The following is a 13,119-nucleotide window of genomic DNA, read 5'->3' as shown; positions in this document are numbered from 1 at the left end:
GCATTTTATGGAGCGTGGGGCGTTACGAAAATTGACTTGTTGGCAGGTTATAAGTGCGTCAGGCGCAGCAATGAAGCCCCTGTGGGAGCGGGCTTGCTCGCGAAAGCGGTGGGTCAGTCAATATTGATGTTGAATGTAATGGCCTCTTCGCGAGCAAGCCCGCTCCCACAGGGGATTTGCGTCAACTTCAGATCGGTTGCGCGGCCAGCCAGGTTTCGTCGCAACAGGCCTTGAGGGTTTCGCGCATCCAGCGGTGGGCCGGGTCTTTGTCGTAGCGCGGGTGCCAGGCTTGAGTGAGCATTAGCGTCGGCAATGGAATCGGCAGGGTGAATGAACGTAGTTTCAGGCCCAGACGCCGTACGCTCAGCAGTGCTTCCTTGGGCACAGGCAGCAACAGATCGGAATCCGGCAACGCAAACATCGCCGCATGGAAACTCGGCGCAATCACCGCCACCCGCCGCTCCAGCCCCAAGGCATTGAGCGCCGTGTCGATCGGCCCACGGGCAATGCCGCGACGGGACATGCTGATATGGGAGAACCCGGCGTAACGCTCGGCGGTGATTTCTTCGGCAAACAGCGGATGATCTTCCCTGGCCAGGCCGACGAAGTGAGTAGCAAACAGGTTCTGAATCTTCACTTCCGGCATCGACGGGCGATTGTTGCTGATGCTCAGGTCGATCCGCCCTTCACGCAACGCCTCATCGTCCCCATCGCCTTCCGGGACGAAACGCAGCTCGCAGTGCGGGGCCTGACGCTCCATGGTGTCGAACAGCTTGCCGCCGTAAACGCCGACGAAAAAGTCATTGGCGCGAATACTGAAGCGACGGCGTAATGTGCCCAGCTCCACCGCATCGGCCGAGCGGAACAACAGCGCCGCTTGCTCCACCACGTCCCGCACCTGCTCGCGCAATGCCAGTGCCTTGGGGGTCGGCACCAGTCCACGGCCGGCGCGCACCAGGATCGGGTCACCGATGGCTTCGCGGATTCGGGTCAGGGTTCGGCTCATGGCCGCCGGGCTGAGGTTCATCCGCCGCGCGGCGCCGACCACACTGCCTTCGTCGAGCAAGGCATCGAGGGCGACCAACAGGTTCATGTCCGGGAGTTGCATGTTGAGCACTCATGGCTGATCAGGAATGATTCAGGCGCAATGCTAGCAAACATCCTTGGGTTGGGTGGTGGCTGGGCCGGCGCCTTCGCGAGCAAGCCCGCTCCCACAGTAGATTTTCGGTGGACACGGATTACTGTTCGACACCGAACCCTGTGGGAGCGGGCTTGCTCGCGAAGAGGCCAGACCAGGCGCCGCAGAAACTGAAACCTACCGCTGCATCCCCCACCGCTTCACCGTTACCCGCTCCAGCGTGTCGAACACCAGGTTCTCCACCAGCAACCCAATCAAAATCACCACCGCCAACCCGGCAAACACTTTGTCGGTGTACAGCTCATTGCGATTCTGAAAAATGTACCAACCCAAACCACCCTTGCCGCTGGTGGCGCCAAACACCAATTCAGCCGCGATCAGCGTGCGCCAGGCAAAAGCCCAGCCGATTTTCAGCCCTGCAAGAATCGACGGCAGCGCCGCCGGAATCAGGATGAACAACACGAAACGCATGCCCTTGAGGCCATAGTTGCGGCCGGCCATACGCAGGGTTTCCGAGACGCCGAGAAACCCGGCGTACGTGTTCAACGCCAAGGCCCAGAGCACCGAGTGCACCAACACGAAAATCAGGCTGTTCTGCCCCAAACCAAACCACAGCAGCGCCAGCGGCAACAGCGCAATCGCCGGCAACGGGTTGAACATCGAGGTCAGCGTGCTCAGCAGGTCGCGACCGAACTGCGTCGAGACCGCCAGGGTGGTCAGGGCAAACGCCAGCACGATGCCGATCAGGTAACCCTTCAGTAAAACGATCAGCGAGATCCAGACTTTGCTCAGCAACTCGCCGCTGAGCAGACCGTCATACAGGGCGCTGCTGGTTTGCAGAAAGCTCGGCAGCAGCAGGTCGTTGTTCTGAATACGCGCGACGACTTCCCAAAGCACGGCCAGCAATATCAGGATCAGGCTTTTTCGCAGCCAGCCTTGCTGCCAGAGGCGTTGGCCAAGCGGCAGTTCACGCTCCAGCGGTACGCTGGTCAGCGGCTGCAAATCAGTTTCGAATTCTTCACGCGGGGACGATAGATGGCTCATCGGGCAATCCTCTCAATGGCTCAATAAGCGATGCGTATGTCGGAAAAGTCCAGCTCACGCTCGGTTTCCGGGGACTGGCCTTCATCGAACAACAACCGATGAATCCGCCGCGCCGACTCCTGAAACGCCACGCCACCGAGGCTGTGCAAGTCGTACTGATGGCTGTGGACTTCCGCCCGTACCCGACCCGGATGCGGCGACAACAGCAGGATCCGATTGCCCACCACCAGCGCTTCTTCGATGGAGTGCGTCACAAACAACAGCGTGAACCGCACCTCTTCCCAGAGCAGCAGCAATTCTTCCTGCATCTTGCGTCGGGTCAACGCATCGAGGGCGGCGAAGGGTTCGTCCATCAGCAGGATTTTCGGCTGCATGGCCAGCGCCCGAAGCAATCGCCACCCGCGCCTTCATGCCGCCGGACAAGGTGTGCGGGTAGGCATCGGCAAACGCCGCCAGCCCGACCTTGTCCAGATAGTGCAGCGCCCGTTCTTCGGCTTCTTTTCGCTTCAGGGTTTTCGACGCCAGCAATGGAAACATCACGTTCTGTTTGACGGTTTTCCACGGCGGCAGTTGATCGAACTCCTGGAACACCACGATCCGGTCCGGGCCCGGCGCATGGACGGTTTGGCCCTGAAGACGAATCTCGCCCTCGCACGGCTGGATAAACCCGGCGACGGCTTTGAGTAACGTTGATTTGCCGCACCCGGATGGGCCGAGCAGCACAAAACGGTCTGCCGGATCGATTTCAAAACTGACCTGATGGGTGGCCCGAACCACCCGCTGCGGCGTGCGGTATTCCAGGCTGACTTGGTCGACCGACAACAGCGCTTGGGCTGCTGCGGCCGGGTTGCTGGCCGTGTGGCCTTGCAAGGGGGCGTTCATCTTGATCAGCTCCCTTGCAGCGGTTTGGCGTCCTGGAAGAAGTAATCCTTCCACGACTCCGGTTTGTTTTTGATCGCGCCGACGCGGTAGAGGAATTCGGCCAACGGGTAAGTGTTCTTCGGCGTGACGCTGAATTCGAACTGCGGGTTATCGATGATTTTCAGCAGTGTGGCGCGGTCGATTTTTGCCTTGGTCACGCGGATGTAAGTGTCAGCCGCTGCACCTTTGTCGTTCTGGGCAAACTCGGCGGCTTCGGTCAGGGCTTCAACGAAGGCTTTATACGTTTTCGGGTTCTCGTCGCGGAATTTCTCGGTGGCAAACAGCACCGTCGGCGAGTTTGGACCAAGCACGTCGTAGGAGTTGAGCACGATGTGCACGTTCGGGTTTTCCAGGGCCTGATCCTGGAACGGCGGGTTAGAGAAGTGCCCGGACAATTCCGTGCCGCCGGCAATCAGCGCTGCGGTGGCGTCTGGGTGTGGAACGGCGACGGTGTACTTGTCGAGACGATTGAATTCCTTGTCACCCCACTGCTTGGCCGCCGCGTATTGCAGAAAGCGCGACTGCACCGAGACCCCGACCGCCGGCACCGCGATGCGGTCCTTTTCGGTGAAGTCGGCGATGGTTTTGACGTTTGGATTGTTGCTCAGCAGGTAATACGGGAAGTTGCCGAGAGAGGCCACGGCTTTGACGTTCTGCTTGCCGTGGGTGCGGTCCCAAATGGTCAGCAACGGGCCGACGCCGGCACCGGCAATGTCGATGGAACCGGAGAGCAACGCATCGTTGACCGCCGCGCCGCCCGAGAGCTGCGTCCAATCGACCTTGATATCGACGCCTTCCTGCTTGCCGTACTTCTCGATCAGGTTCTGATCGCGTACTACGTTGAGCAACAGGTAAACAATGCCGAACTGCTCGGCGATGCGAATTTCACCTTCGGCGTGGGCCACGGTCGGCGCCACCAGGCTGCCGGCGATCAGGCTGAAGCCCAGGCCGATGGCAGCCGCCAACGGCGCAAATGGAAGACGTTTGGACATGATCAATCTCCGACAAATCAGAAAGGCGCGTCGCCCTGGATGGTGGTGCGAAACAGCTTGCGGCGCAGGTAGCTTGGGCAGCCGGCGGCAAGGTGAATCAGCGAACGGTTGTCCCAGAACACCAGGTCGTGGGGCTGCCACTGATGGCGGTAGATGTTTTGCGGCAATACGCTGTGGGCGTAGAGCTCGTCGAGCAGTTGTTTGCTCTCGTCTTCCGGCAAACCGACGATTCGGGTGGTGAAGCCTTCGCTGACGAACAACGCCTTGCGGCCGTTTTCCGGGTGAGTGCGGATGATCGGATGAACCACTTCGGCCACTTGGGCGAGTTGCTCCGGGGTCAGGGTCGGGCGCCAGTTGCCTTCGAATTTGGTTTCGCTGTAGCGCGCCGTGTAGGAATGCGCGGCCGAACGACCTTCAACCGCTTTGCGCAGCGCGTCGGGCAAGCCGTCCCAGGCTTTGTGCATGTCGGCGAACAGCGTGTCGCCGCCCTCGGACGGCAGCTCCTGGGCGTGCAGCATCGAGCCCAGGCTTGGCAGTTCTTTATAAGAAAGGTCGGAGTGCCAGAATTTGCCGGCGTCACCGAGGCCGACGGACACGCCGTTTTCGATGATGTTGGAAACGATGAGGATTTCCGGGTGGCCGGTCAGCAGAAACTGCTTGAGCACATGAATCTGCAACACGCCGAAGCGACGGCTGAAGGCGATTTGCTGCTCGGGGGTAATGCGCTGGTCGCGGAACACCACCACGTGATGATCCAGGTGCGCGCGGTGGATGCGGGCGAAGTCCTGGTCATTGATCGGGCGGGACAAGTCCAGGCCGATGATTTCGGCACCGACGGCGCCGCTGAACGGGCGGATGTCGAAGGTTTGCGGCGCGATGCTTTGAGATGCAGAGACGGCTGACATTTAAATCACTCCCACGCACGGCACGCTCAAGGGCGCGCGCGTCGATCAGAAACTCACGGAGGTCCCGTGTTGGTTCGTGTCGTGCGGCGCGCCGATTGGTCGGCAGGTACGCAGGGGAGTGACTTTATAGGTATAAGAATTGAAATTTAAATACCGTTAGTGAATAACGATATGGCTTTCGATGCACTCAGCCGTACGCGTAGCGCTTTTCCAGCCAACGCCCCAAATCCTTTGCCGCCAAGGGCCTGGAAATCAGGAATCCCTGCGCAATCCGGTACCCCTGGTTGAGTAGAATGCGCTGCTGCTCGATTGTCTCGATTCCCTCAGCCACCACCCTTAAATGCAGGCTTTCGCCGATGCGAATAACGGCCTCGCTCAATGCCTGACTGGTTGTGTCGCTCTCCAGGTCATGCACAAAACTGCGATCAAGCTTGAGCTCCTGAATCGGCATACGCCGCAAATAGCTCAGGCTGGAATAACCGGTGCCGAAATCATCCATCGCCAGGCTGACACCTAGCGCGTGCACCTCTTCAATCGTGGTCAGGGTGTCGGGGTTGGTGTCCATCAAAACACTTTCGGTAATCTCCAGCGTCAGGTCTTTTGCCTGCAAACCATGCTGTTCAAGGGTCCTCGCGATGATGTTGGACAGGTTGCGATTATGGAAATTGGTCGGCGACATGTTCACCGACACGGTCGGAACCCGCAGCCCTTGCCGCCGCCAACTCGCCAGTTGACCGCAGGCCTCTCGCAACGCCCATAAACCGAACTCACCGATCAAGCCGCATTCTTCCGCCAGCGGAATAAAACACGTGGGCGAGACGTCCCCCAATTGCGGATGAGTCCAGCGCGCCAAGGCCTCAATGCCATATAACGCGGATTCGCAAAGGTCGATCTGCGGCTGATAAACCAGATGCAGGGCTTCACCATCAATGGCTTCGCGCAATGCCGCTTCCAGGCGCAAACGCCCTTGCGCCAATTGGTCCAGACCGTCACTGAAGAAACAGACACGTCCACGACCACTGGTTTTGGCCTGATACATCGCCATATCGGCACGATGCAGCAACACCTCCATCGTACGACCGTCATCCGGAAACATGCTGACGCCGATGCTCACCGACGGCTTGAGTGTTACACCCGAGATCTGGCACGGAGCGCTCAGTTGCCCTCTCAACTGTTCGATCAAGTCGGTGGCATGCGCCAATGAGCACTGCGGCAGGACCAGAACAAATTCGTCGCCCGAGAGCCGGCTAACGATATCGCTTTCCCGCCGACGTTCGGACAATCGATTGGCAATGACGCGTAAAAACTCATCCCCGGCGGGATGGCCGAGGGAGTCGTTGACCTGTTTGAATCGATCCAGATCGATAAACACCACCGCGAGGCTCGACTGATGACGAGAGGCTTGGGCGATGGCCTGTTCGGCACGGGCATGCAGCAAATTCCGATTGGCCAGCCCCGTCAGGTCGTCATAGAACGCCAATTGGCGGATGTGCAGGCGAGACTCCTCACGCTCCAACGCCAAAGCGCACAAATGAATGCACGCATTGACCAGCAAATGGTGAAGCGGACTCGGCTCGCGCGCTTCACGGTAATAGAACGCAAACGTCCCCAACACTCGTCCGTCGCTGGATTTTATCGGCGTTGACCAGCAGGCCTTCAAACCGATTGGCAGCGCCAGATCTCGGAAACCGTCCCAGTACGGGTGAGTGGCGATGTCGCTGACCATGACCGATTCGCCACTGAACGCCGCCGCCCCGCAAGAGCCGGACTCGGGGCCAATTGCCGTGCCATCCAACGCCCGGGAATAAGTGGACGGAAGACCGGGGGCCGCCAAGGTATGCAGCAACCCTTGGCCGTCGACCCGCAGTACCGTCGCAATCACTTCCGGGGCGATTCGCTGCACTTCCACACATGCCAGGTTCATCAAGGTTTGCAGTGACTCTTCGCGAACCATCGCCTCCAGCATCTTGTGCCGCAGCACTTCATGCATGCGCGTGTGGGTCACATCGATCATCACACTCACGGTGTTGGTCAGATGGCCGTGCGCGTCGTGGACCGGGTACGTGGTGACGTTGCACCAGACCCGCTGGCCACCACGGTCATAACCGAATTCCTGCCCGTGATAGGCATCACTCTTGGCGAGCTGACGACGGATCGCGGCGATGCGCGAATGCTTGAAGTACGGTGCCAACACTTCGATCGGAGTCTTGTTGACGACGTCTTGCGCGCTGTAACCGAACATCTGAGTGAAGCCGTCGTTGACGTAAATAATTGACCATGACGCGTCAGTGATGACGATCGCGTTCTCGGTGGTATCGACCACCAATGACAACAGATACAACCGGCGCTGTTCTTCATGTTGCCGGGTGATGTCTTTGATAAACGCGGCGTAGAGGATCTGCCCTTGAGCGTCGATCCTGGAGATGGACATCGACCCCCAGCGCCGGGTCCCGTCCTTGCATTCGATCAATACATCGCGACTGGTACCGACGATTTTATTGATACCGGTACGGCGGTTCGCGTCGATGTAACTGTCGTGCAGGGGGCGAATCAGTTTCGGCACCAGTTGTTCGACATTGCGGCCCAAGACCTCGGCACTGCCATATCCCCAGAGTTTTTCCGAGGCTTCGTTAAACAAAATGATCCGGTTTTGACTGTCGATGACCACGACACTGTCAACGCTCTGCTCCAGGGTCTGGATGAAGACTTGCGAGAGATCCTTATGGTTCGACATGGCGGTGATCTACTAATGGGGAAGGGATAAGAGGCTTGGGGTCCTTCCCAAAAATCAGACACTCGGCGAGGCAAACCCAACCGATTTCCATATGCGGTCGAGTCAATCGAAATGAAGAATTAATAGCGGGCTGGAGAATGAAATCGCAACGGTGCGGTGAGAGGGATGACGCGTAGAGAAGGGCTCTGCGAAGAGAACTTGAATATCTGCATGCGGGCATGTCTCTTTATTAGTAGAAATATCGGTTTTACGCCGATATCAATATGCCGCTACTGCGTCGCTGCCTGCTTGATTCAAATCAATGGAAAAGTTGAATACGGATAGGGATTTTGACGAGTGGTGCTCTTTAGGCCGCCATCGCGAGCAAGCTCGCTCCCACAGGGGTTTTGTGCACGACACAGAACCAATGTGGGAGCGAGCTTGCTCGCGATGAGGCAATCAGATCTACCGCTCGTGCAGCGCCTCAGCCCGCGCCCGAATAATCGGCTTGAGCAGATAGCTGAGAATGGTCTTCTTGCCGGTGATGATGTCCACCGAAGCGACCATCCCCGGAATGATCAGCAGCGGCTTCTCATCGGTGCCGAGGTGACTGCGATCGGTGCGCAGTTTGATGATGTAGTACGTGGTTTTCTTGTCTTCATCGGTGATGGTGTCGGCGCCGATCTGCTCAAGCTTGGCTTTGAGCCCGCCATAAATGGTGTAGTCGTACGCGGTGAATTTCACCGTCGCCTCTTGCCCTGGGTGCAGGAAGGCGATGTCTTGCGGGCGGACTTTTGCTTCCACCAGCAAGGTGTCGTCCAGCGGCACGATTTCCACCAGGTCGACGCCCGGCTGGATCACGCCGCCAATGGTGTTCACCAGCAGTTTGTTGACGATGCCGCGAACCGGCGAGGTCACCAGCGTCCGGCTGACCCGGTCTTCCAGCGCCTTGCCGGTGGCCTGGGCCTTGTTCAGGTCGGTGCGGGCTTCGTTGAGCTGAGTCAGGGCTTCGCTGCGGAATTTGCCGCGAGTCTCATCGATCTTGCGCTGCACTTCCTTGATCGCCGATTCGGCGCGTGGAATGGCCAGGGTGGTCGCGTCGAGTTGCCCGCGGGTTTCCACTTCGGCGCGTTTGAGTCGCAGCACTTCCACCGGCGATACCGCGCCCTGGGCCACCAACGGTTCGGACATGTTGATTTCCTGGCGTTGCAACGCCAGGCCACTGCGGTACTGCGCCTGCTTGGAGGTGAACTCACGCAGCTCTTGCTGACGCTGTATCAACTGCTCCTGCAAACCACCGATCTCGTCGTGCAACTGCTGGCGACGGCTGGTGTACAGCGACTCTTCGCTCTTGGCCTGGTTCGGCACAGCCTTGAGCACATCGGCTGGAAAATTCAGCGGACGGTCATCCACTTCGGCGCTCAAGCGCTCAACCCGCAGCAGCATCGACAGGCGATCTGCCTCGGTTTCGCCGACATTGGAAGCGAACCGCGTGTCGTCCAGGCGAATCAGCGGCGCGCCGGCCTCGAACGATTTGCCCTTCCTTGACGTACAGCTCGGAGACGATACCGCCCTCAAGGTTCTGGATTTTCTGGATCTTGGACGATGGAATCGCCTTGCCGTCGCCCTTGGTCACTTCGTCGATGACCGCGAAGTTGGCCCAGAGCATCAGGAACACGAAGAAGCCAATGATCGCCCAAATGGTCAGCCGCACCACACGCGGCGCATCTTCGATCAGCGCTTTGTTCACTTCCGGCAGCGGTTGGCCTTGCAGCGAGGCGGAGCCTTTGAAGTAACGGCGGATAGAGTCTTTGAAACCTGGCTTATGCGACACTGATCTGCCCCTTTTTCAACGCTTCCATCACCACGGCTTTCGGGCCATCGGCGAGAATCTGCCCACGGTCGATCACCAACAGGCGATCCACCAGCGACAGCAGCGACGCACGGTGCGTCACCAGCACCACGGTTTTGCTTTCAATCACCGCAGCAAGGCGTTGTTTGAGACGTTCTTCGCCGGTGTTATCCATGGCGCTGGTCGGTTCGTCGAGCAGCAGGATCGGCGGGTTGAGCAACAGCGCACGAGCCAGGGCGACGTTCTGGCGTTGGCCGCCGGACAGGTTCTGCCCACGCTCGCCGACTTGCAGCTCATAACCTTGCGGGTGCAGACGGGCGAATTCGTGGACACCGGCCAGTTCGGCGGCTTGCAGCACCAGTTCGTCTTCTACATAGCGCGCACCCGATACCAAATTGTCGCGCAGCGTACCGGCGAGCAACTGAATGTCCTGGGGCACATAACCGATGTTGTGGCGCAGTTCGCTGACGTCGATCTGACGGATATCAACACCATCCACCAACAGGGCGCCGTCGTCCGGTTGATAGAGGCCCACCAGCAGTTTGGCCAGGGAGCTTTTGCCCGAGCCGCTGCGACCGATGATGCCGATTTTCTCGCCGGGCTTGATGCTCAGATTGATGTTCTTCAGCGCCGGGTTCTGCTGATTCGGGTAGGTGAAGTTCAGTTGACGGCACTCGATGGCGCCTTGCAGCACCTTGCGGCTCAGTGGGCGCTCGTCGAAATTGCGCTCTTGCGGCAATTCCATCATCTGGTCTACCGAAACCATCGTCACCTTCGCTTGCTGGTAACGGGTCAGCAGGCCGGACAACGAGGCCAACGGGCTAAGCGCGCGACCGCTGAGCATGTAGCAGGCAATCAGACCGCCCATGCTCAGGTGGCCGTCGATGATCTGGTACACGCCGAAGACGATCATGATCACCCCGGCCAGTTGCTGGATCAGCAAGGTGATGTTCATCGCCAGGCCGGAAAGCATTTTCACCCGCAGCTCGAGGCGGCTGAGGGTGCCGATGGTCTGCTCCCACTGGTACTGACGCTCGCTTTCAGCGTTGTTGACCTTCACCGCATCGAGGCCGGCGAGGGTTTCGATCAGGCTCGACTGACGCTCGGCGGCGAGGGCCATGGTTCGTTCCATGGTCGCCACCAATGGCTTCTGCAGCGCATAACCGATCAGCAAGGCAATCGGGAACGCCAGCACCGGGATCCACACCAGGTGCCCGCCAAGGATCGCGATGACCATGAAGATCAACAGCGTAAACGGCAGGTCGATCAGGCTGGTCAGCGTCAGCGACGCAAGGAAGTCGCGCAGGCTCTGAAACTCGTGGATGTTCTGGGCGAAGCTGCCAACCCGGGCCGGGCGGTACTTCATGGCCATGCCGACGATGCGTTCGAACAACGTGGCCGAGATGATCAGGTCGGTTTTCTTGCCGGCCAGGTCCAGGCAGAGGCTGCGCAGGCTCTTGAGGATCAGGTCGAACAGGTAGGCGCCGGTGATGCCGATCGCCAACACCCACAGGGTCGATTCGGCCTGGTTCGGCACGACGCGGTCGTAGACGTTCATCACGAACAGCGGCGCAGCCATGGCGATGATGTTGATCAGAAAACTGGCGGCGATGGCGTCGGCGTACAGCCAGCGCGAGCGCTTGAGGGTGTCGCGAAACCACGAACGCGCACGGGGGATCAGCGTGCCGTGGTTGACGTCGAATTTGTGTTGGGGTTGAGCGAAGAAGACTTTGCCGATGTAGTCGTCGGCCAGCAGTTCACGGCTGACGACGCTTTCACCGCCATCGGTTTCGCTGAGCAGCACACGGGCCTGGTCTTCACCGTGCCAGCCAAGCAACACGGCACTGCGACCGTCCTTGAGCAGCAACAACGCCGGCATGGCAATCGCCGGAATGTCTTCCAGCTTGCGTTGCAGCACCCGGCCTTGCAGACCGGCGCGAGCGGCTGCGCGGGGCAGCAATTCGACGCTCAGGCGCTGCTTGGGCAACGGCAGACCGGTGGTCAGCATCGCGGCGCTGGCCGGTTTCTGGTGCAGCGTGCACAGGGCTAGCAGGCCATCCAGTAACGGATCGTCATGCAGCGCGCGTGGATCATGAATGAGTTGAACTCGACTGACTTCTGATTCCACGCTCGGCACTCTTGGCTAACAATTGAACAATGAAGGTTCTGCTCAATTCATACCGGGCAGTTGGACCTTTGGCTTCACGTCGTTCTGCACGACGGATGCCAACGGTGCGACCACTCCCTGGCTCTTGAGCAACTCGCCCATGGTCGCCTTGATTCGGTACTGAGTAAATAACTGAATGTTTTTGATATCAGCCAAACGACGGGAAGCGGTGAACAGTTCGTTTTCACTGTCGAGCAAGTCGAGCAAGGTGCGCTGACCCAGGCTGAATTGCTTCTGGTACGCGACACGCACGGCGGTGCTGTGATCGACGTATTGCTGGGCGATCGGCACCTGAGCGTTCGCATTGTTCAGGGCGTTCCAGGCCAGGCCCAACTCTTCGTTCAACACGCGCAAGGCGTTGTTGCGGATATCCAGCGCCTGGTTGGACAGGTAGGACTTGGATTCCAGGTCAGCCTTGTTGCTGCCGCCGGAGTACAGGTTAAAGCGCATGCGCAGCATGGCTTGCCATTCGTTGCTGGAACCGGGCTGTCCGTCGAGGTTGTTGTCGGCAGTACGGCCCAACTCAGCATCGAAACGTGGGTAGAACGTCGACTTGGCGGTTTCGTATTGCTTTTCGGCAGCGGCAATGTCGGATTCGGCGGAACGCAGGACCGGGCTGTTATCCAGCATCTGCTGGCGGGCTTCATTCAGGTTGGCTGGCAACAGCGCCATGAACGGTGCCGGGCGCTCCAGTTGATCGGGCAGCTGGCCGACGGCGCTGAGGTAGTTGGTCTCGGAGTCCGCCAGGTTCGTTTGTTCGGTGATCAGGTTGTTGCGGGCCTGGGCCATACGCGCTTCTGCCTGGTCAAGGTCAGCGCCGCTGCCCACTCCGCGGGAGGTGCGCAGTTTGATCTGGTCGAAAATCCGTTCGTGGCTTTTCAGGTTTTCGTCGGCCAGGCGCACGAATTCGCGGCGAGTCAGTACGTCTAGATAGACCTGAGCGACGGTCAGCGCGGTGCGTTCGGACGTTCCCAGCAACGAATAGGCGCGGGAGTTAACGGTGGCTTGTTGGCGCCCTACTTCGCTGGACGTCGCAAAACCGTCAAAAACCATTTGCGACAGACGCACGCTCGATTCCCCGCGGTTCAGGGTTTCCCAGCGACTGCTACCGGTGTCGGCACGGGTAGTGGCGTTGTCAGAGCCTTCGCGACCATAACCGCCCAGCAGATCGACCCGTGGCAGGTATCCACCTTTTGCAGCCTTTAACTGATAATCCGCGGCCAATCGACTGTTAACCGCTGCCTGGATTTCCGGATGGACATCCAGCGCCTGTTGCATGGCTTCCGGCAAGGATTGGGCTTGGGCAAAACTGGCGGCAAGGGCGAAGGGTAAGGCCTTGAACAGGTATGAACGCATGTTGGAAATATCCCAGGACTTCTTGTCTTGA

Annotated in this window: 7 protein-coding genes and 2 pseudogenes; all 9 read right to left on the bottom strand. The window is 59.2% G+C overall.

What is annotated here, in order from left to right; genetic code table 11:
- Positions 1–187: 187 nt before the first annotated feature.
- Entirely contained in the window at positions 188–1,108 is a 921-nt protein-coding gene (locus RHM58_RS09000) for a LysR family transcriptional regulator (RefSeq protein WP_201256809.1), read from the bottom strand.
- A 207-nt stretch (positions 1,109–1,315) separates the two neighbouring features.
- Complete coding sequence (locus tag RHM58_RS08995) at positions 1,316–2,182, bottom strand: ABC transporter permease (protein ID WP_322270120.1); 867 nt, start codon at positions 2,180–2,182, stop codon at positions 1,316–1,318.
- 20 nt (positions 2,183–2,202) lie between these two features.
- Positions 2,203–3,064: pseudogene (locus tag RHM58_RS08990) on the bottom strand (ABC transporter ATP-binding protein).
- A 5-nt stretch (positions 3,065–3,069) separates the two neighbouring features.
- Positions 3,070–4,095, bottom strand: a complete 1,026-nt coding sequence (locus RHM58_RS08985) for an ABC transporter substrate-binding protein (RefSeq protein WP_201199452.1) — start codon at positions 4,093–4,095, stop codon at positions 3,070–3,072.
- 17 nt (positions 4,096–4,112) lie between these two features.
- Positions 4,113–5,000, bottom strand: a complete 888-nt coding sequence (locus tag RHM58_RS08980; RefSeq protein WP_201199450.1) for a TauD/TfdA dioxygenase family protein — start codon at positions 4,998–5,000, stop codon at positions 4,113–4,115.
- 187 nt (positions 5,001–5,187) lie between these two features.
- Positions 5,188–7,734: an EAL domain-containing protein gene (locus RHM58_RS08975; RefSeq protein ID WP_322270118.1), complete on the bottom strand. Its 2,547-nt coding sequence runs from the start codon at positions 7,732–7,734 to the stop codon at positions 5,188–5,190.
- Positions 7,735–8,178: 444 nt separating this feature from the next.
- Positions 8,179–9,547, bottom strand: a pseudogene (locus tag RHM58_RS08970) (HlyD family type I secretion periplasmic adaptor subunit).
- The gene (locus tag RHM58_RS08965; protein ID WP_201199447.1) at positions 9,537–11,693 is read right to left on the bottom strand and encodes a type I secretion system permease/ATPase; all 2,157 of its coding nucleotides are present in this window, start codon (positions 11,691–11,693) and stop codon (positions 9,537–9,539) included. The pseudogene RHM58_RS08970 and the gene RHM58_RS08965 overlap by 11 nt, the downstream one beginning before the upstream one ends.
- Before the next feature lie 42 nt (positions 11,694–11,735).
- Positions 11,736–13,088 (bottom strand): TolC family outer membrane protein, encoded by a 1,353-nt coding sequence (locus tag RHM58_RS08960; RefSeq protein ID WP_322270117.1) that lies wholly within the window; start codon positions 13,086–13,088, stop codon positions 11,736–11,738.
- Between the last annotated feature and the right edge of the window lie 31 nt (positions 13,089–13,119).

Origin of the sequence: Pseudomonas sp. 10S4, from assembly GCF_034344865.1 — a bacterium.
In the GTDB taxonomy this organism is placed as follows: domain Bacteria; phylum Pseudomonadota; class Gammaproteobacteria; order Pseudomonadales; family Pseudomonadaceae; genus Aquipseudomonas.
Note: the sequence above shows the minus strand (reverse complement) of the source record. Positions and strands in the feature narration are given on the sequence as shown.